The following is a 21989-nucleotide window of genomic DNA, read 5'->3' as shown; positions in this document are numbered from 1 at the left end:
ATACCATACAATGAAGACATCAACAGTAAATGTTTGGGAAGAACAGGTAACCATTCCTACTTACGGTATCGGCAAGCCCGATAAAAACCCCATGTTCTTTGAAAAACGGATTTACCAGGGAAGCAGCGGGGTAGTGTACCCAAATCCTGTAATTGAAAAGATCTGCGATGAAAAAGAAGACAAGTCTTATAAAGGACTGTTTTTAGAGAATGAATACCTGAAGATCATGATCCTGCCCGAACTGGGCGGAAGGATCCAGATGGCCTACGACAAAATAAAGCAAAGACATTTCATCTACTATAACCAGGTGATCAAACCCGCTTTGGTCGGTCTTACCGGGCCATGGATCTCCGGCGGTATCGAGTTCAACTGGCCTCAGCACCACCGCCCGAGTACATTTGATCCGATCGATTATAAGACCGAGGAAAATGCAGATGGGAGCAAAACCGTATGGGTCAACGAAGTGGAGCAGATGTTCCATACCAAAGGCCTGGCTGGTTTTACCTTACATCCTGACAAAGCTTATATCGAGATCAAGGCTAAACTGCTCAACCGTTCCAGTCTGCCGCAGACCTTCCTGTGGTGGGCCAATCCTGCGGTAAAGGTGAATGATGACTATCAATCGGTATTCCCGCCAGATGTGAACGCTGTTTTTGACCATGGCAAACGCGATGTGTCTACATTTCCAATTGCTACCGGTATTTATTATAAAGTAGATTATTCACCGGGTACTGACATTTCCATGTACAAGAACATCCCTGTTCCGACTTCGTATATGGCCATCAATTCAGATTATGATTTTGTAGGCGGGTATGAACATGATTCGCAGGGTGGTTTGCTGCATGTGGCCAATCACCATACCTCACCCGGTAAAAAACAATGGACCTGGGGGCACAGTGATTTCGGACAGGCCTGGGACAGGAACCTGACCGATGAGGACGGCCCGTATATCGAGCTGATGACAGGAATGTTCACTGACAACCAGCCCGATTTTACCTGGCTGATGCCAAATGAAGAAAAGTCATTTACCCAGTACTTCATGCCTTACCGCGATCTGGGTGTGGTCAAAAATGCGACTAAAGATATTTTACTCGCCATTAATCAAAAAGGTGATGAGGCAGAACTGAAGATCTATGTAACCTCTTTCCAGGAAGATGTCAAAATCCATCTCAGTCACAATGGAAAGCAACTATTCATGGATCAGGCCAGCATTGACCCGAAGGAGGTTTACATCAGAAAGATCAATATCCCTGCAGCCGTCAGTGAAAACGAACTGCTGCTGATTGTTACCTCTGCAAAGGATAAGGAACTGATCAGGTATGAGCCGGCATCCAATAAGGTCAACGCCATTCCGGAGCCTGCAAAACCGGCAAGCACACCCGAAGAAACTGAAAATAACGAACAACTGTTACTGACTGCCCAGCACCTGGAGCAATACCGTCATGCCACTTACAGTCCGGTTCCATATTATGAAGAAGCCCTGAAGCGCGATCCTAAAGACATCCGCTGCAACAATGCATTGGGTTTATGGTACCTGCGAAGAGGACAGTTTGCCAAAAGTGAAGGCTATTTTAGAAAAGCCATTGAGACCAGTATACAGCGCAATCCAAATCCATACGATATGGAGTCCTATTACAACCTCGGCTTATGTTTGAAGTTTCAGGGCCAGCCCGATGAAGCTTATAAATCTTTTTATAAGGCTACCTGGGGTAAGGCCTGGAAAGACAGCGGCTACTTTTCTGTAGCACAGATAGACATGGCGCGCACAGATTATCGGCTGACCCTGGAGCACATCAACGCTTCATTAGATAATAATGCCAATAACAGCAAGGCCTATGTCATCAAGGCTGCAGCATATAGAAAACTGGAGCTGTTTGATAAGGCAATTGCAGTTTCTCAAACTGGCCTGGAAAGAGATCCCTTCAACCTAGGTTCGTTATATGAACTTTCCCTGGCTTACGGAGCAACAGGCAAACCCACCGAATGTGGCAATGCATTGGATGAGCTGATTAAATTGTCAAGAGGGTATGAGCAAAATTTCATTGCCTATGCACTGGATTATGAGGCAGCGGGTTTATATGACGAAGCTGCGGATCTGTTGGCTCATGCCATTAAAGGAAGCGCAACCAGTCCTTTGGTATATTACCATCTGGCATCGTTCAGTCATCGTTCAGCAAACAAAGAACAAACCTTAAAATGGCTCAAAAAAGCAGCAGCAGCGGACTCTTACCTTTGTTTTCCAAACAGGCTGGAAGAAGTGAAAGCGTTGCAGCTGGCGATTGAGCTCAATCCTGAAGATGCCCGCGCACCTTATTACCTGGGGAATTTGTTTTACGATAAACGCCAGTATACCGATGCGATCGCCAACTGGGAACTGGCAGTTCAGCTGGATGACCAGTTTCCTACGGCGCTAAGGAACCTGGGGATCGCTTATTTCAATAAATTGAACGATCCGGAAAAAGCGCTTGATTTTTTTGAAAGAGCTTTTGCACTCGACAAGACAGATGCACGGGTTCTTATGGAACTGGACCAGCTTTACAAAAGGCTTAACAGGACACCTGCAGAGCGCAGCCGTTTCCTGGAGGATAACCTGGAAACGCTGGAGCAAAGAGATGATATGTACCTGGAGCGTGTCGCTGTGTTTAATTTTATGGAGCAGTATGATACCGCACTCGATCTGATCAAAAAGCGACAGTTTCATCCTTGGGAAGGGGGAGAAGGTAAGGCCTCGGGCCAATATGTCTACAGTCTTGTTCAGCTGGCAAAACAGCATATTGACAAAGAACAATTTCAGGAAGCCATCGATTTACTAACCCAGGCCCAAACCTATCCGCACAATCTGGGTGAAGGAAAACTTTTCGGGGCGCAGGAAAACGATATTTTCTATTGGATTGGTTGTGCATATGAAGGATTGAACAATACAGAAAAAACGAAAGTATGGCTTCAAAAGGCAACCATCGGCCTTGATGAGCCTTCAGCTGCTATGTTTTACAACGACCAGCAACCGGATAAAATATTTTATCAGGGACTTGCATGGAAGAAACTGAATGAAAATGAAAAAGCAATTCATATATTTAGCCGCCTGATTAAATATGGTGATCAGCACGTAAATGACGCAGTTAAGGTAGATTATTTTGCGGTTTCCCTGCCCAACCTGCTGGTCTTTGAAGATGACCTGAGCATCAGGAATAAAGCGCATTGTTATTTTATACAAGGACTCGGTTACCAGGGCCTTGAAAAAATTGCTGAGGCCAAAGATGCTTTTTCAAACGTGTTGGTGCTGGATCCTGAGCATCTCGGGGCAAAAACCCATATCAATATGCCAATTGAATTGAAAAATGTTTAATCAATAAAACTAAATTTGAACCTGCAGCCTAATATAAATTCTAAAAATGAAGTTTGAACTATCTCTAAAAACGAACCTTTTTCACTTATCAGCCCTTTCTCTTTGTTTCTTAATGGCCTCTGGTCAGCTCAGGGCACAAAACATTACCATTCCGATAGAGACCAAAAGCAATGCGCTTGTCTTGCAAGCCGATGATAAGAAGAATCTGAATACCATTTACTTCGGTAAAAAATTGTCAGGTGCAGCAGAGTATGAACAAATTCCGTCGATGTACAAACAGGCATCCGAATATAGCGGTGTACTGAGTTCGCCGTATACACCGTCCGGATCAAAAAGCCTCATGGAACCAGCAATCAGTGTAAGCCATGCCGATGGCAACAACTCACTGGACCTGCGCTATGTGAGCCATAAGGTCACCAAAATAGATGGAGATGTGTCATTGACAACAGTGCTTTTAAAAGACCCTGTATATGATTTTGAAGTAACGCTTTATTATAAGACCTATTTCAAGGATGATGTAGTGGAGCAGTGGAGTGTCATCAAACACAAAGAAAAGGGGAATGTATTGCTTCAGAAATACGCGTCGGCCAACTTGTATTTAAAAGCAGGTGATTTTTGGCTGAACCAATACCATGGGGATTGGGCAAAAGAAATGCGTCCGGAGGAAACTAAAATCACCCATGGCATTAAGACGCTTGACACCAAACTGGGTACACGCGCCAATATCTTTCAACCTTCCGTATTTATGGTTTCTTTGGATAAACCTGCAACTGAAGACGAAGGAACCGTGCTTTACGGAGCATTGGAATACAGCGGCAATTTCAGGACAGATATAGAACTGGATTACCTGGACAATTTAAAGATCATTTCAGGGATCAATAATTATGCTTCAGCTTATACTTTAAAACCTAACGAAGAGTTTACTACCCCCGCATTTTTGTACACCTTTTCCAGCACTGGTAAAGGCAATGCCAGCAGGAACATGCACAACTGGGCCAGAAACTATAAGATCCTGGATGGCAAAGGCCAAAGACTGACCTTGCTGAACAACTGGGAGGCTACTTATTTTGATTTCAATGAAACCAAACTGTTTGAACTGCTGAAAGACACCAAGAAACTGGGTGTGGACATGTTCTTACTGGACGATGGCTGGTTTGCCAACAAATACCCACGCAACGGTGATGTGGCCGGGCTGGGCGACTGGGAAGAAAACAAAACCAAACTTCCCAATGGCGTGGCTTCACTCGTAAAAGAGGCACAGGCCAACGGTGTAAAATTTGGAATCTGGATAGAGCCGGAAATGGTAAATCCTAAAAGTAACCTTTATGAAAAACATCCGGACTGGGTGATCAAACAGCCAAAGCGAGAAGAGCATTATTTCAGAAACCAGCTGGTGCTGGACCTGAGCAATCCTAAAGTGCAGGATTTTGTGTTTGGCGTGGTCAATGACCTGTTCACCAAAAACCCTGACTTGGCTTACATCAAGTGGGATTGCAATGCAGTGATCTATAATGCTTATTCGGCAACCTTAGGCAATCAGAACCACTTTTATATCGAATACATGCGCGGCCTGTACAAAGTCCTGGAACGGATCCGTGCCAAATACCCGACTGTGCCGATGATGCTTTGCTCCGGTGGCGGCGGCCGTGTAGACTACGCTGCTTTAAAATACTTTACAGAGTTCTGGCCAAGTGACAATACTGATCCTATGGAGCGGATCTTTATCCAGTGGGAATACTCTTACTTCTATCCGTCGATTACCTCATCAAACCACGTGACCGACTGGGGCAAGCAGCCGATCAAGTTCCGTACTGATGTGGCCATGATGGGCAAGCTGGGTTTTGATATCGTCATCAAACATTTAAAGGACAATGATCTGAAATACGTACAGGATGCAGTTAAAACGTACAATGCCATAAAACCGCTCATCTGGCAGGGCGATCAATACCGTCTGGCAAATCCGCGTGAGGGAAGTGTGGCATCTATGCAGTATGTGAATGCAGAGAAGACCTCGGGTGTAATCTTCAATTACCTGGTCAACAACCGGTATGACGAGAGCAGTAAATTCCCGATCCGTTTAAAAGGCCTGGATGCAGCCAAAAAATACAGCATCAAAGAACTCAATGTTTATCCGGGTACAAATTCATCCATAGATTCTTCAAAAAGTTATAGCGGGGAATTCCTGATGACAGTTGGTTTCAATCCAAATGTAAATTCAGGAAGGACTAGTGTGGTATTGCAAATAGATGAAATAAAATAGTAAGTTTATAGTCTATTTTATAACCACAAAGTATGAACACTACGCACACAAACTTTTTGAAGGCTGCGCTATGCATGGGCCTGCTTTTTACCGCAGTTACCCTTCAGGCAAAGGTTACCTTACCTTCTGTATTCAGCGACAACATGGTTTTTCAGCAAAAGACCAAGGCTGCGGTATGGGGTAAAACCGATGCAAACAAGACGGTGAAAGTAACTGGCAGCTGGGATAACAAAACTGTTACAGGAAAAGCTGACGCTTCCGGCAATTTTAAGGTTTTTCTGACTACCCCATCTTTTGGCGGGCCCTACACGGTCAACGTTTCAGATGGTGAGGACCTCATACTTAAAAATATACTGATCGGTGATGTGTGGGTATGCTCAGGGCAATCTAATATGGAACAGCCACTAGCCGGATGGGGAAAAATTCTCAACTATGAACAGGAGATCAAAGATGCCAATTATCCAAAGATCAGGCTGCTGCAAGGTGTACATGTAACCAGTAATAAACCTTTGGACGATGTAAAGGTGACCAACGGTGGCTGGACAGAATGCAATCCTAAATATATAGCCGAGTTTTCTGCTGTGGCTTATTTCTTTGCAAGGGAGATCACCAAAAAGACAGGTATTCCGATTGGTCTGATCAACACCTCATGGGGTGGTACCATTGCCGAAGCCTGGACAAGTGCGCAAACACTGAAAACATTGCCTGATTTTGCAGAGGCGGTGAACGCAATTGAGAATGCTGATCAGAACACGACCAGCCTGGATCAGAAATTAGTGGCCTGGAATGACCTGGTAACTGCAAAGGATGCGGGTATAGTGCAGGGGAAACCGGCCTGGGTTGCCAGTTCCTTTGACGCATCCTCATGGAAGACCATGTCGCTCCCGGGCGCCTGGGAAGAAGGAGGACTGCCAAATTTCGATGGTGTGGTCTGGTTTAGAAAAAATATTACCATTCCCCAGTCATGGGAGGGCAAATCTATAAAAATTAACCTCGGTACCATTGATGATAACGATGTCACCTTCCTGGATGGTGAAAAGATTGGAAACACAGAGGGTTACAACATACCGCGCAGTTACACCATCCCGGGAAATAAAGTTAAAGCAGGCACATTTGCGCTGGTTGTGCGCGCATTTGATGGTGCTTCTGTTGGTGGATTCTACGGGGATAAAGGTATCCTGTCAGTTGTTGCGGAGGATGGTCCGGTCATTTCCCTTGACGGAGACTGGCAGTATCAAATAGGAATGAATATTAAAGATGTGCCGCCTTTGCCAGCATCAAATGATGGCCCGAACAGGGTAACAGTTTTATACAATGCAATGATCCACCCGTACATCCAGTTCCCGATTAAAGGGGCGATCTGGTACCAAGGTGAAAGCAATGCAGGCCGGGCGAATCAATACCGTACACTTTTTCCCGAGATGATCAAAGACTGGCGTACCAAATGGGGTGTCGGGGATTTTCCGTTCTACTTTGTACAATTAGCGAATTTTATGGCGCCAACTGATCAGCCGGTAAACTCTGAGTGGGCCGAACTGAGGGATGCACAAAAGCAGACTCTTTCATTGAAAAACACCGGTATGGCTGTCATTATAGATGCGGGTGAAGAAAAAGACATCCATCCTAAGAATAAACAGGATGTAGGTAAGCGTCTGGCCTATGCTGCACTGGCTAAAACCTATGGGGAGAAAATACCGTTTTCAGGCCCGGTATACCAATCTCAGAAGATCAGCGGTAATAAAGTAACATTAAGTTTTACTTCTACAGACGGTGGTTTGAAAATTAAGAATGGAACAGGGCTGAAGGGTTTTGAAATTGCTGGTGCAGACCAGAAATTCCACTGGGCGAAAGCAACCATAAAAGGCAACCAGGTAGTAGTGAGCAGCGATGATGTGGCCAGTCCTGTTGCCGTAAGGTACGCATGGGCTAATAATCCACCTAGTACTTTATACAATGGCGCAGATCTGCCTGCATCGCCGTTTAAAACAGACAGCTGGCCTGATATTACATTAGGAAAGAAATAACCGTTGTTCCATATTGATCTCTTTTAGGAAATAGTCATCGTGTGATATCACCAGGAGTGTTCCCTTATACCCATTGATCGCGGCCGTTAAAATCTCTGTGTTTTGAATATCCAGGTTGTTTGTCGGTTCGTCCAGTACCATGATATCCGGAGCCTGATGGCTGATGGTCAGACAACAAAGCATCAAGCGCATTTTTTCTCCGCCGCTCAGCATAACGCAGGGTTTGTCCCAGTGTTCCCTGGTGAACAAAAACCGGTTTAAACGGATCTTTATTTCATGTTCCTGCAAAGCTCCTGAATTGTACTGTTGTGCCTCTTCGTAGACAGTCAGTCTGTTGTTAATTAAAGAATAATCCTGGTCAATGTAAATGGTCTTGGCTTTTGCCCTTTCTATGGTGCCCAAGCGGGGTTGAATTTCACCCAGGATCAATTTGATCAGCGTAGTTTTGCCGGAACCATTTTGCCCTTTGACCGAGATGCGTTCCCCGCTTGTGATCTGAAAATTGAGGGGCTGTTCCCAAAGCAATTGATCCTCATATCCAAAATTAACATCCTTTGCAGTAACCAATACCCTTCCTCTATGGAGTTCTGAATTGTTAAAATCCATTTTCATTTTGTCTGTATCAGACAACGACGCCCGCAATAGACTGAGCTCTTGCGACAAAGCGCCTACTTTTTCTGCGTGAACGCCCTTCATACGCGAAGTGCTTTTCTCTGCATTGTTCTTAAGTGTATTCATGGAAATGGTGGGAAGCCCTGCTTTCTCCTGCTTTTTTTTTCCGCGGGCATCGAGTTTCTGCTGTCTTTCTAAGGCTTCCTTTTCGGTTTCTTTAGCTTTGCGCAGTGCTTTTTCCCTGCTCCTGAGGTTCTGGGCCAAAGTATCGTTTGCGATCATTTTCTGTTCCGCATAAAAGTCATAATTACCGCCGTATACGGTTATGGCACCCTTGCTGAGTTCATATACTGTGTTAAGCAGGTTCAGCAGAGTTCTGTCGTGACTTACGACTACTAAAGTATGTTTAGTGGTACTGATGTAATTGTGCAGCAGACCTCTGCTGAATGTATCCAGATGATTGGTCGGCTCATCGAGTAAAACTACTTCCGGTCGATGGATCATGATCCCTGCAAGAAAAACCCTTGTTTTTTGCCCGCCGCTGAGCGATTCCATTTTTTGATTTAAGTCCAGCCCCGCCAGCTTCCAATACGCCAAAGCCTCTTTACAGCGCTCCTCAATACCCCAGTCGTCATCTAGTAATGCCAGGTTTTTCTCGCTGACATTACCATTCAGGATTTCTGTTAATGCCTTTAGTTTGTCTTCCAATTGCAGGGCCCGGGCAATCGTATACTCATTAAACTGGCCAAAAAGCTGGGGCACAAAGTACGGTTCCGAATCTGCTTTGACAGTACCCGCTGAAGGATATAAGTTTCCGGATAAGATCTTTAAAAGGGTAGATTTTCCCGTACCGTTATTGCCCAGAAGGGCAATTTTATCATGTCTGTTGATGATGAGATCCAGATCAGCAAACAACAGATCTCTATTGGGATGTATGTAGGTAACACCTTGCAGAATAAGCATAATTTCTTTTTTAAAATGAATAAATTACAGGAACCTCATATGCCGGGCCTGCCTATTTTCCTAAAAGAAATTGAATCCTACATGAATGTTTTTTGTTGATTGCTAGTGCAAAGATAAGAAAAACCTTATACTACCGGAATATCGGTAGGCGGTTTTTTTCTGAATACCCAGTAAGTTTGCAATACATAGTTGAAGCCGAGCGAAACAATGATGTCTACGATGATCCGGCTGATCTTATAATCGATATGCAGATAAGTAGTAAAAAGCCAGGTGCCTGAAGACTTGAGGCAAATGCTGCCGGCCACCACAAAAATAAACCTGATCAATTGCCCGCCTACAGGGTTCTTGCTGGCCTGGCTGGCATTGAAAGTCCAGTACCGGTTCACTGAAAAATTGAACACGGCACCTACAACTCCGCCTATGGCAATCGATATGGTATAATGAATGTGCAGGAGTTCGGTACAGCCCAGCATAACCAGGTAATCGACGATACCCCCTGCAAATGCAGAAAACTGCGCCTTTGCAAAAACATATACCGATCGCTGTTTACCCATTGACTATTCTTTATCGGCAGTTTCTTTAACCTGTTGAGCTTCAAGGTTAGCGCCTTTCTCAGCAGCTTCTCTTGCCTGACGCTCTGACCGTTCCGCATCGTCCCTGAGGTCGCCCATTCTCAATAATTTTTTGGTATCAATAAAATTGATGACAAGAAGGATAGCACACATTCCTGCAGCAAAATATTCGATCAGATGTCCAAAAGAAGCTTCGAGAATAAGAATAAAAGAAAGTATAATCCTGACCTCTGTTGGCCCGACGAAACCGGAATCAATACTGTAAATATCAGTGATCTTGTAACGCAGCTGTGAAATGATCATGGCCCAGCCATACAATACGACAAATACAAAAGCAATCAGTTCATACTGGTTTCTGGCATACACGATATAACCCAGCCCGATCAGCACCGTGCTGATCCAGTCCATAATGATATCCAGCGAAAATCCGTACCATTTACGGGGAGTATTTCGGTAATAGGCAATACGGCCGTCCAGAGAATCGCCAAGCCAGTTGATGGCAAGTCCGGCTATGCCTAAGAGCAGATAATATCTGCTGACATATGCGGCAAGGATAAAGCCTGCAAGCACCACTACAGATCCGACAGTGCCTAAAAAAGTAAGGTTGTTTGAAGTAACGAATGCCGGAACTCTTTTAACGAGGTAAGAAATTGTAGCCTGTTCGGCACTTCTTAAAACATTGGTCCTCTTTCTGTCTTGAAATATTCTTTTCAGTGTTTTGCTCTCTTCCATTCGGTCCTGCAGGGTGCAATTATTTTATGCGGTACAAAAGTATAGAAATTAACTCAATCCAGGTGTTCTTTTCAGTTCTATTACAGTTACCTCAGGCCAGATCCCGACACGGCCAGAAAAGCCAATGAAGCCAAAGCCCCTGTTGATATTTAAATACACGCCTTCCTGTCCGGTTACACCCGCCCAATGCGCATATCGATACTTTACGGGGCTCCATTTGATGCCAAAAGCCTCTATGCCAAACTGCATGCCATGAGTATGTCCGGATAAGGTAAGGTGGATCTTTGAAGGGAATTTGACCACTTCAGCAGCCCAATGTGTAGGATCATGTGAAAGCAATATTTTAAAGTCCGAAGAGTTTACACCGGTCATTGCCTTTTTCAAATCGCCCCTTTCACCAAAACCGATGCCCCAGTTTTCCACCCCGGCGAGGATGATCTTTTGTCCATCCTTGAAAATCTCTACGTGTTCATCCAGCAGCAGGCGATAACCGAGCTCTGCATGATACTGTTTCAGCTGCTGCAGGTTTTGTTTTTTTTCGGCATCATTTGGCCATTTTACATAATCCCCGTAATCGTGGTTTCCCAGAATGGAAAACTGGCCATAAGGTGCCTTGATCTGGCTGAAATGTCCGATCCAGGGCTTGATCTCCTCGGCTTTATTGTTGACCAGGTCACCTGTGAACACAAACAGGTCTGAGTTTTGCTTTTTTACAAGATCTATACCTCTTTGTACGGCTTTGGGATTTTGGAAACTTCCTGAATGTACATCAGAGATCTGGGTAATGGTAAAACCTTCAAAATTCTCGGGCAGGTCATCATAATAAAGTGTGTGCCTGATCACACGGTAGGCATATTTACCCCTGATGATTCCATAGATAAATACCAGGATGGTCAGGGTAAAAATGGCAACGCAAAATTCTACCCAGTAAACACTTCTGGTGCCTCCGGCTGCCAATCTGTAGATGTCGCCCGCAAGTAACAATACAGCAAAGATCAGTTCAGCCACAAACAAGACCAGGAAAGCATGAGTAGCTATTTTAAATAAAATATCCATGCCATTGTCGCGCATCCTGAAAATGGCGAAGACAAGCGCAGCGCTGGTCAGGATGACCATTCCCCAAAAAACAGGAGTAATGAGCGGATTATGACTAATAACATGAAGGCCTGAAAGCACAAACCAGTTTAACGCAAAAAGAAGGAGGCCAATAATAACGAAGGGGATGGGGTTAATTTTTCTTTTCATTGAGTCTATAAACAAATAAAATTACAGCTTGGATGTAAGAGTCCGGGCGATGTTACTCAATATGACAATAGCCGGATAATACTCAATTTACATTGACTGGTTACTTTTCCAAAAAAATCCTGCACTGGGACAAAATCCTGGCTGGCAATAATTAACTTGTGCTATTAATAGAAAATAAACTAAAATGAAACTTAGACAAATCATTCTTTCTCTGACTTTGGCAGCAATGAGCATCAGTGCTTCAGCCCAGAAATTTACAGTTGGCTCATTCAATGTGCGTTATGACAACGCAGGCGATGCCGGCAACAGGTGGGAGCAGCGCGGACCCGTATCTGCCAACCTGCTGCGTTTTCACCAGTTCGAGGTTTTCGGTGTACAGGAAGCGCTAAAAAACCAGATAGACACCCTGCAGAAATACCTGCCGGAATTTGACCATTATGGCAAAGGCCGTGATGACGGTAAAGAAGGCGGAGAGCATTCGACCGTATTTTATCGTAAAGACAAGTTCAAACTATTGGACAAAGGCGATTTCTGGCTGTCAGAAACACCTGATAAACCAGGTCTGGGCTGGGATGCAACCTGCTGCAACCGCATCTGCAGCTGGGTACAGCTTCAGGACATTAAAAGCGGTAAAAAGTTCTATTACTTCAATGCGCATTTTGATCACCAGGGAAAAATCGCCCGTATAGAAAGCGGTAAACTGATCGTTAAAAAGATCAAAGAGATTGCAAAAGGTGCTCCCGCAATATTTACTGGAGACCTGAACGGCGGACAAAAAAGCGAATGGTATCTGACACTTGCAAATTCAGGGTTCCTAACAGACACCTATACCCAGGTAAAACAACCTTATGCAAACAATTCTTCATTTAATGCATGGGGAAAAAGTGTAGATGGTTATGAGATCATTGACCATGTATTTGTAACCAAAGGATTCACCGCTAGCAGATGGGGCATCCTTACGGATACATATCATGGCAAGTTTGTATCTGACCATTTTCCGATCCTGGTCGATGTCACTTTGAAATAAGAAATACCAGATGTTGTAAAGGGTATACTCATTTGAGTATACCCTTTTTTATTGTTCTGAAATTAAAGCTGTAGTTTTACCTCAAAAAAGAGATTGTATGTTTAGCATTCTAATTAACACCATAGGCTGGCTCGGAGTGATTTTGTGTACCCTTGGCTACTTACTGCTGAGTATGAAAGTGATCAAAGCAGAATCACTGAGCTTCCAACTGCTGAACATTATCGGTGGCCTGTGCCTGGTGGCAACTGCCCTCGAGACACGTGATCTTCCAAACGCCGCCGCAAACCTGCTGTGGATGTTTATCGGTGTTTATGCGCTTGGCCGTCACTTAAGAAACCGGAACAAGGTCAGTAAGGACTAAAGGATCTATCCCTAAAATCTGAAATGCCTTGTTTTTATAGTAATCAAGTCTTTCCGTATACGCTTTATTGTCACTTTCCAGTGAAAGGTAGAAATAAGCTCCGTCTACCAGTACAAAAATGAGATCTGCTGTAGTTTGCGGATCTTTGATATCGATCAGTTTTTTTTCATTGCATTGCTCGATCAAACTCGCAAGGGCCAACCTCAATGAATCTAAAATTGTTTTATACTTTTCCTTAATCCTTTTTTCCCTGAAGGCCAGTGCGTAAAATGTGTAAAACAAGCCATCATCAAAAAGCAGATTCCATTTCTTCGAAAAAAGCATCTCAATGGTGCGCTGCAGGTCTGACAAGGTTACCCCGTCCTTATGGTTTATGGTATAGATCAGCAGGTATCTTTCCAGGATATAATCGATCAGCCCGTAAGTGAGGTCTTCCTTGGTCTCAAAATAATGAATAATGAGACTGGGGTTGATGTCCATCACCTTAGCGATTTTGGCAATAGAAGTATTTTCGTAGCCTTCTTTTTTAGCCACTTTATAAAATATTTTAATGATTTCAAGTTGTCTTGTTCCTTTTAGACTTTTTCTACCCATTTGTTAATAATTATCAAAGTGGAAAACTAATCAAAAGTAATGTGATTACGAAAAATTATTTTAATAGATTGAATGTATGTTCAATTAATTTATTAATTTAGTTCTAACGTGCTGTTAACATTGTATATGGAACTTAGCAGCGGTATAAACTAATTGTCTAACCAAACAAACTAACTACTCCAACCCACGATGAAAAAAAAATTACTCTGTTTTATTCCCGGAGACAAAAAATGCAGGTCCATACTTTGGACGCTCTGTCTCCTGCTTATTTACGCAAGGGGTTCTGCGCAGGACATCACTGTAAAAGGTATTGTGCTGGATGCAGAAACTAACGGGCCTGTCCCCGCTGTAAACATTGGCGTGAAAGGAACCAACGTACGGACCGCAACAAATGTTAATGGTGCTTACACCATTAGCAATTTAACACCCAATGCCGTATTGGTCTTCAGCTATATCGGCTATAAACAGCAGGAAATTGTTTTAAACGGAAGAACACAATTGAATGTAACCCTGACCTCTGATTATGGTAAACTCGACGAGGTTGTGGTAGTCGGTTTTGGTACCAAGAAAAAGATCAATATCGCGGGAGCGATAGATCAGATCTCAGGAAAGGCGCTGGAATCAAGACCGGTAAATAACGTATTGCAGGGTCTGCAGGGACTAAGCCCGGGCCTTAACATCACTTACGCAGGTGGCGCACCCGGGAGCGTACCTAATGTCAATATCAGGGGCTTTACTTCCATCAACGGTGGAGCACCACTGATCGTTATTGATGGAATCCCTGCGACCAGCAATGACGACATGCTCAGGCTGACTCCTTCTGACATCACTTCCTATACTGTGCTGAAGGATGCTGCTTCTGCAGCGATTTATGGAGCAAGGGCTGCTTTTGGTGTGATCCTGATCACCACCAAGCAGGGAACCGAAGGCCGTAATGTGATCAGCTACAATACCTTTACCTCATGGGGTAAACCTACATTGCTGCCCAAACCGGTTACAGACCCTTATATCTTTTCAAGGGTACTCGAAACCGCTACCGACAATACTCCATGGGATTATGTCAACTATGATGACGACCATTATAAATGGGCAAGGGAACGTTCCGATAACCCTTCTATCGAAGATACCCGTATTGACATAACTGATCCGACCCGACCATGGATATACATGGGGAGCAACGATTGGTATGGTTACTTTTTCAACAAACAAAGTTTATCGAAAAGCCATACGCTTACCTTTTCAGGCGGCGCTACTGTAAACAACAAACCGCTGACCTATTATCTTTCTGCGGATTATTCAAAAGATAACGGGCTCAATAAACTGACAGATGATTATTGGGACCGGTATGGTCTGAGAGCAAAGACAGGATTTTCACCAATTTCCTGGCTTAAAATAGATAATAACCTGAATATTTATGAGACCAAACGTGCATTGCCCAACTCTAGTATCACAGATCTTTATTACCTGATGCCTACAGATGTGGCCAAAAACCCCGATGGCACCTGGGCCAATACTGCTGCAGGAAGACTGGCCGCTGACTTAGTAGACGGAGGAAACAGGTTGCAGACAATGTTTGGCTTTCAGAACATTACAGGAGCTACAGCCTTGTTTTTAAAGGGAGATCTGCAAGTGAATGGTGATGCATCTTTCAAAAGGGAACTTTGGAAAACCCATGCTGATTCCAAGAAATATAAGATCGGCTACGGACCAAATGACATCAGGGAAGAGGGCGGAAATGGCTCTGTCACTGAAAACAACGGCTATCTGTACAACAATGCCTTCAACGTATACACTACTTACAAAAAAACCATCGGTGATCATTACATGAGTGCCATGGTGGGTTACAACAGTGAAAATTACCGTTATTCAACTGTAAATGCTTCTAGAGATGTGTTAATCTCCTCCTCATTACCTTATCTGGGCCTAACCAGCGGTATTGCGTCTGCTAATGCTGATTATGAAGCTTATGCAACCACAAGTGCATTCGGCAGGCTAAACTATACTTATAAAGACCGCTATATACTGGAAGGAACAGGTCGTTATGACGGTTCCTCCCGTTTTCCTACAGAAAGACGCTGGGGATTTTTCCCATCTGCATCAGCAGCCTGGATAGCCAGTGCTGAAGAATTTTTTAAGCCACTAGCTCCGGTATTGTCCACTTTTAAACTGCGGACTTCTTATGGAGATCTGGGCAATCAGAACCCTTCAAATAATGCTTACCTGAGAGATTTTGGTTACCTGCAAGCTTTACCTACCGGCGTTTCCGGCTACCTGATAGGGGGTAATGGCCAGAATCAGGTAATCACCGGTGCACCGAGGTTGGAAGTAGATCCAAATACTTATACCTGGGAACGTGTATCCACTTTAAATATGGGTACTGATATTGGTTTCCTTAAAGATAAATTTAACATCACATTCGATTATTTTATTCGTGACACCAAAGGAATGCTTACCGCAGGTCAGGTATTGCCGGGTGTATTGGGTACCGCTGTTCCTAACCAAAACGCCGCCGATCTGAGAACCAAAGGCTGGGAAATTTCTGTTTCTTACAGAGACCGTTTCGATATCGCATCAAAGCCATTCAAATTTGAAACCAAATTGATGCTGTCTGATTCACGTTCCAGGATTACGAAATTCCAGAATGATCAAGAATTATTTAAAGATGTAGACGGGAGAATCTTATACCGTGTAGGACAGGAATTAGGCGAGATCTGGGGGCTGGCAAACGATGGTCTTTTCCAGAACCAGGCGGAGATTGATGCTTTAGATGAATCAGCTATTGTACCATGGGGGGCATTGGAAGTAATCCAGGGCTGGCCGAAATATAAGGATCTGGATGGTAATCATAAGATCGAAACCGGATTGAGTGCCAAAGACCCAAAAGATCTAAGGATCATAGGAAATAGTACAGACCGTTATATTGTTGGTGCAAATCTTAATATGGATTGGGGCGGATTTGACCTCTCTGTGTTCTTGCAAGGAGTTCTAAAAAGAGATTTTTATCCGCATCATTATTTATTCTGGGGGCCATATCAGCAGCCCTATGCCAACGTATACCCATGGAACCTGAACTATTACAGGGCAACCGGAGATTCACCTGAACAAAGGGCAAAACATTCTGCTTCTTACATCAAAGCCGGACTTGCCGATGCCAATACCAATTCTCAATACCCGGTATTGCAGTCCTGGCTGGCAGATGCCAACTATGGAGCCGGACTGGATATCCCGCAGACAAAATATTTGTTAAACGGGGCTTACCTACGGATCAAGAACATCTCATTGGGTTATACTCTGCCTGCTAAATTCACGAATAAGTTTGGTGTAAGCCGCCTGCGCGTATTTGCTACCGGAGAAAACCTTTATGAATTCTCAACGATCAAAAAATTTGTAGATCCGGAAGCCGTTAACCAGGGCTCAAGCGCCTGGGCCTATCCGTTCCAGAGAAGGTATGCATTTGGTGTCAACTTAGATTTTTAACAAACAGAAGTTAAAGAATCATTAAAAAACTAGTCATGAAAAAGAATCTATATATCTTATTTATTGGAATTGCAATTGCACTGGGTGCATGCAAAAAGGGCGATCTTGATCGCTTCCCGCAAACCACTATTTCACCAAACCTGTTCTTCAAAACAGAAGAAGACCTTTCCTTATATGTAAATGGGCTACTGTCTCAGCCAGATCGTGGCAGCTATCTGAATGACCAGAGCAGCGACAATGTTGCTACCACAGCTGCTGTTGAAGTAAAGAATATTATGGCCGGCAACGCCAGTGCACAAAACATCACTACCGGATGGAGTTGGAGCAGGCTGAGAGATATCAATTATTTCCTGGAAAATTACAATAAAGCACAAGTTACCGGTACCGTTAAAGCCCACTATGTAGGACTGGCGAGGTACTACCGTGCTGAATTTTACCTCGACAAAGTAAAGCGCTTTTCAGATGTGCCATGGTATTCAGGCACTTTAAATCCTGGTGATGCCGATCTGTATAAACCACGTGATCCACGAAGTCTGGTGATGGACAGTGTAATGGCCGATCTCGACTTTGCCTATAAAAACGTAAAGGAAAGTGTACCGGCCGGAACTCCAGGTAAATGGGCAGTAGCTGTTTTATATTCCCGTACAGCACTGTATGAGGGAACCTTTAGAAAATATCACGACGAATTGAATTTGAAAGCTACAGCAAACGGATTCTTACAGACAGCGGCAAAAATAGCTGAGGAAGTGATGGCTTCGAAAAAGTTTTCAATAAATACAAAGAATGGACCTGGAGCGGCCTATTCCGAGCTGTTTTCCAGTCAGGACCTGACCGGAAATCCGGAAGTGATCCTTGCCAATATCTTTGACCTGAGCAAAGGCAAAGGACAGAATGTCAACGGGGTAGTATTTGGAGATTATGAACAGGCACCGGCAAAAGACCTGATCCAGTCTTACCTGATGAAGGACGGCACACGTTTCACCAGTTTGCCTGATTACGACAAGAAGGTTTTTGTTGAAGAGTTTAAGAACCGGGACCCGAGACTGGCGCAGACTATTGCCTATCCCGGATGGGTTATCGCTTCAGGTAATGGTCCAGTTACCTATATTCAGCGCTTAAACAAGAATTTTACCGGTTATCACCAGTTAAAGGGTTATGTAAACAGTACAGATAACAATGTATTAAACGGAGCTGATTTTCCGGTATACCGTTATGCGGAAGTATTGCTCAACTATGCGGAAGCTCTGGCTGAATTGGGTACACTGACCCAGGATCAGCTGGACGTATCATTAAACCTGATCAGAAGAAGGGTTGAAATGCCTGACCTAAACCTTGGCCAGGCCAATGGAAACCCTGATCCTTTAATGCAGCAGCAGTTTCCCAACATTGAATCCAATAAAGGCGTGATCCTGGAGATCAGACGCGAACGCAGGGTAGAATTTGCATTTGAAAACTCCAGATATGATGACCTGATGCGCTGGAAAGCAGGTAAACTGTTAACAAAAAGCCCGGAAGGTATGCATTTTCCTGGTTTGGGTAAATACGACATGACCGGTGACGGTGTGGATGACATCATTCTGATAGATCGTAGTTTGACTATACCTGCTGAAAATCAGAAAGAAAAAAACTCGTTAGGTGTAGTGTTAAACTACTACCGCACAGGTGCCATAGGGACAGACGCTACCGTATTCCTGAAAACCGGTGCAACAGGTGGTAATATAGTAACGGAGGCAATAACCCGTCAGTTTGAAGAGCCGAAATACTATTATCGTCCGGTACCACAGCAACAGGTGCTCCTGAACCCGAAACTGACACAAATATTTGGCTGGTAATATAAGCAGTTTGATTTCTATGGAAAAGACAACGATCAAAAGAAGATTTTTAATAAAGGCAATCGGATTAGCAACAGGAGCAGTAATGTCAGGCGGTTTACCCGCCCTGGCCGCTGCTCCTGAAACACAGGACGATAAAAAGAAGAAGTTGGCGCTTAGAGTAGCACACATTACTGACGTACACATAAAAGCAGGTGAAAATGCGCCGGAACGATTTAAAAATTGTTTAAAGCATATTGTATCCAGTCACAAACCCGATTTTTTTCTGAACGGAGGTGATTCTATCAATGATGCATCCTATGATAACGTCGTCTACGACCAGGTAATCCAGCAATGGAGCATCTGGGACGAATGCCTGAAACAATTAGACAAATACGAAATACACAGCTGTATCGGAAACCATGACCCATGGTGGAAAGCACCTTCAAAAGACCATGAAATGTACGGTAAGGAATACGTGGTAAAACGTTTGAAAATCCCGCACAGGTATTACCATTTTACCAAAAAGAACTGGCACTTTATCATCCTCGACGGCAACAACAGTAAGATCTCACTGGACCAGGAGCAATATGACTGGCTGGAAGCTGAGCTCGGGAAAATACCCGCAAATGAACCGGTGCTGCTGATGTCGCATTACCCGATCCTTGGCACCACACAGGTCCTGGTAGGCGGCGGATACTCAGACTGCAAAAAGCTGAAAGACCTGTTTTACAAACATAAAGACAAGGTGAGGGTTTGTTTGAGCGGCCACAACCACCTGTCAGACCATACCGAGTACAATGGTGTTTTATACTGTTGCAACGGTGCAATGAGCGGTTTCTGGTGGGGCAAAGGCGATGCAGAATCAGCGGGCCCTGGTTATTACCTGGAAACCCCTCCCGGATATGCCATGCTCAAACTGTACGAAGACGGAACAGTCGAAAATGAATACTTCCCTCACAATTATTAACAAAAATGAAGACTCCATTTATTTTTATAGCCTGTCTTTTACTGTCAATGGCAGTAAATGCACAGCAAAGACAGCATAAAGTAGTTTACATCATTGCAGATGGCATTCCTGCCGATGTATTGGAAAACCAGGACCTACCCAATTTCAAAAAGATAGTACAGGCCGGATCATATACACGCATGCACGTTGGCGGTGACAAGGGTACTTATAACGAGACACCCACCATATCAGCGGTAGGTTACAATAGCCTGCTGACCGGAACCTGGGTAAACAAACACAACGTTCCCGATAATGACATCAAAGAGCCGAACTATAAGTATCAGAATATATTCAGGATTTTTAAGGCCCAGTATCCTGGTAAAAAAACTGCGATTTTCTCCAGCTGGACAGATAACCGCACCAAACTTTTGGGACATAATCTGCCAGCCGCCGGAAATCTGAAAGTGGATTATTTTTTTGATGGCTACGAGCTCGACACCGTTCGTTTCAAACACGATAAAAAGGCGGACTACATGCACCAGATCGATGAGCAGGTAGCTGCCGATGCCTCAGTTAACATTCATGACAAAGCCCCTGATCTATCCTGGGTGTACCTGGAATATACAGATGATATGGGCCATGCACATGGCGACAGCCCCGAGTTTTATAAAGCGATAAGTATGCTCGATAAACAAGTTGGTAAAATATGGGATGCGATAAACTACCGTCAGAAAAACTTCAAAGAAGACTGGCTGATCGTGATCACAACAGATCATGGCCGTGATGAGAAGAGCGGACGTGGACATGGCGGGCAGTCTGACAGACAAAGATCAACCTGGATGGTCAGCAATTATAAAGACCTGAATATTTATGGTCAATATTTTGATCTGGGTATTGTAGACATTATGCCTTCGATTGCAAACTATTTAGATGTAAAGCTGACTGATGATATCTACAGAGAAATAGATGGGGTTCCTTTCATCGGGCAGGTGTCTGTTACGGCGCTCAAAACAATTTACACCCAGAACCGGATCGACATCAGCTGGCAGGCTTTGCAAAAAACAGGTAAGGTCAAGATTTGGATAGCAACGACAAATAACTTTAAAACCGGAGCAGCGGATGAGTATCATCTTCTGGGAGAAACCGACCTGAGCCAGGAACATTTTCTTGCTGATGTGAAGCAGTATCCGTCGTCGTTTTACAAGGTCGTTCTTGAAGCACCAAATAATACTTTAAACAAGTGGCTGAAAGTCGCGGAAAAAAGTAAATAGCAAAATGCTCCCGGTGATCAACCGGGAGCATTCTTAATAAACACTTAACGTGCAATTAACCCAGGCATGAAGCGGGCTTTCTAAGTTTGCCGTAAAATATATGAATCCATTTTTATGGAATATCTTTTACTGACGGATAAGGAACTTCTGGAATACTGTGCGAATGATGACCTGAAAGCTTTCAATATTTTATTTGATCGTTATTCAGGTAAAATATATCGCTATGCGCTTAGTTATGTGCAAGATGAATGTTTTGCTGAAGAAGCTATGATGGACCTTATGTTCTGGATCTGGGATAAAAGACATACCCTAAAGATACAAGGTGAGGTGCATTCCTATATTTTCAGGGCAGCAAAGAACGCTACCATAAAAGCGATCCGCAAAAAAGCAATTGCCCTTACGCCGATAGAAGCGATAGAAAATAGTATAACTCATACCTCAGCGCCAGCAGACGGACAGCTCAATGCCAGGGAACTGGAAATAAAATACCATATGCATCTTGACCGTTTAAGCCCGCAGCGCAAAAAGGTATTTCAGATGAGCCGTGAAAATGACCTGAGCCATGCAGAAATTGCCGCCGATCTGAACATCTCCATAAATACAGTTAAGAACCACATTAAATCTGCGCTGAGTCACTTTAGGGAGCAGTTTGAAGATTATACAAAAACTGCTTTACCTGCCATTATCGGCCTGTTCATCCTGTTTCACTAATCTTCTTGAAATTTATTTTCAATTTGAATAGCCC

15 protein-coding genes are annotated in these 21989 nt (G+C 43.9%); 10 read left to right on the top strand and 5 right to left on the bottom strand.

Annotation, left to right across the window (positions count from 1 at the left end; translation table 11 throughout):
• Nucleotides 1-10: 10 nt before the first annotated feature.
• Genes VK541_RS13670 through VK541_RS13660 form a run of 3 tightly spaced genes read left to right on the top strand, consistent with a single transcriptional unit; the run spans nt 11 to nt 7630 of the window.
• Entirely contained in the window at nt 11-3346 is a 3336-nt protein-coding gene (locus VK541_RS13670; protein WP_324370890.1) for a tetratricopeptide repeat protein, read from the top strand.
• 46 nt (nt 3347-3392) lie between these two features.
• A complete protein-coding gene (locus tag VK541_RS13665) occupies nt 3393-5606 on the top strand; it encodes an alpha-galactosidase (protein ID WP_324370889.1) in 2214 nt (737 codons plus the stop codon).
• A gap of 32 nt (nt 5607-5638) precedes the next feature.
• The gene (locus VK541_RS13660; RefSeq protein WP_324370888.1) at nt 5639-7630 is read left to right on the top strand and encodes a sialate O-acetylesterase; all 1992 of its coding nucleotides are present in this window, start codon (nt 5639-5641) and stop codon (nt 7628-7630) included.
• Here VK541_RS13660 and abc-f read toward each other — a convergent pair.
• The 4 genes from abc-f to VK541_RS13640 all read right to left on the bottom strand — a co-directional run bounded on the left by abc-f (nt 7616) and on the right by VK541_RS13640 (nt 11754).
• Nucleotides 7616-9205, bottom strand: a complete 1590-nt coding sequence (abc-f, locus tag VK541_RS13655) for a ribosomal protection-like ABC-F family protein (protein WP_324370887.1) — start codon at nt 9203-9205, stop codon at nt 7616-7618. The genes VK541_RS13660 and abc-f overlap by 15 nt on opposite strands.
• Nucleotides 9206-9330: 125 nt before the next feature.
• Nucleotides 9331-9759 (bottom strand): GtrA family protein, encoded by a 429-nt coding sequence (locus VK541_RS13650; protein ID WP_324370886.1) that lies wholly within the window; start codon nt 9757-9759, stop codon nt 9331-9333.
• 3 nt (nt 9760-9762) lie between these two features.
• The gene (locus VK541_RS13645; RefSeq protein WP_324370885.1) at nt 9763-10509 is read right to left on the bottom strand and encodes a CDP-alcohol phosphatidyltransferase family protein; all 747 of its coding nucleotides are present in this window, start codon (nt 10507-10509) and stop codon (nt 9763-9765) included.
• Nucleotides 10510-10557: 48 nt separating this feature from the next.
• Complete coding sequence (locus tag VK541_RS13640; RefSeq protein ID WP_324370884.1) at nt 10558-11754, bottom strand: metallophosphoesterase; 1197 nt, start codon at nt 11752-11754, stop codon at nt 10558-10560.
• Nucleotides 11755-11938: 184 nt separating this feature from the next.
• On the opposite strand from VK541_RS13640, the gene VK541_RS13635 reads away from it, so the two are divergent.
• Both VK541_RS13635 and VK541_RS13630 read left to right on the top strand, forming a co-directional pair.
• The gene (locus VK541_RS13635; RefSeq protein WP_324370883.1) at nt 11939-12781 is read left to right on the top strand and encodes an endonuclease/exonuclease/phosphatase family protein; all 843 of its coding nucleotides are present in this window, start codon (nt 11939-11941) and stop codon (nt 12779-12781) included.
• A 97-nt stretch (nt 12782-12878) separates the two neighbouring features.
• On the top strand, nt 12879-13142 hold the full coding sequence (locus VK541_RS13630; protein WP_324370882.1) for a CBU_0592 family membrane protein: 264 nt from the start codon (nt 12879-12881) through the stop codon (nt 13140-13142).
• Here the strand turns inward: VK541_RS13630 and VK541_RS13625 are convergent.
• A complete protein-coding gene (locus tag VK541_RS13625) occupies nt 13110-13736 on the bottom strand; it encodes a TetR family transcriptional regulator (RefSeq protein WP_324370881.1) in 627 nt (208 codons plus the stop codon). The two genes, VK541_RS13630 and VK541_RS13625, sit on opposite strands and share 33 nt — an antisense overlap.
• A gap of 189 nt (nt 13737-13925) precedes the next feature.
• Between VK541_RS13625 and VK541_RS13620 the strand changes: the two genes are divergently transcribed.
• From VK541_RS13620 to VK541_RS13600, 5 genes are all read left to right on the top strand, one after another.
• Nucleotides 13926-17213, top strand: coding sequence for a TonB-dependent receptor (locus VK541_RS13620; protein ID WP_324370880.1), 3288 nt, complete (start codon nt 13926-13928; stop codon nt 17211-17213).
• Nucleotides 17214-17248: 35 nt separating this feature from the next.
• On the top strand, nt 17249-19045 hold the full coding sequence (locus VK541_RS13615; protein ID WP_324370879.1) for a RagB/SusD family nutrient uptake outer membrane protein: 1797 nt from the start codon (nt 17249-17251) through the stop codon (nt 19043-19045).
• 19 nt (nt 19046-19064) lie between these two features.
• Entirely contained in the window at nt 19065-19994 is a 930-nt protein-coding gene (locus VK541_RS13610; protein WP_324370878.1) for a metallophosphoesterase family protein, read from the top strand.
• A gap of 5 nt (nt 19995-19999) precedes the next feature.
• On the top strand, nt 20000-21244 hold the full coding sequence (locus VK541_RS13605) for an alkaline phosphatase family protein (protein ID WP_324370877.1): 1245 nt from the start codon (nt 20000-20002) through the stop codon (nt 21242-21244).
• A 114-nt stretch (nt 21245-21358) separates the two neighbouring features.
• Nucleotides 21359-21955: an RNA polymerase sigma-70 factor gene (locus VK541_RS13600; protein ID WP_324370876.1), complete on the top strand. Its 597-nt coding sequence runs from the start codon at nt 21359-21361 to the stop codon at nt 21953-21955.
• Nucleotides 21956-21989: the final 34 nt, after the last annotated feature.

The sequence above is a fragment of the Pedobacter sp. genome (assembly GCF_035317785.1).
Lineage (GTDB): Bacteria > Bacteroidota > Bacteroidia > Sphingobacteriales > Sphingobacteriaceae > Pedobacter.
This window is presented reverse-complemented; position numbering and strand designations above follow the sequence as displayed.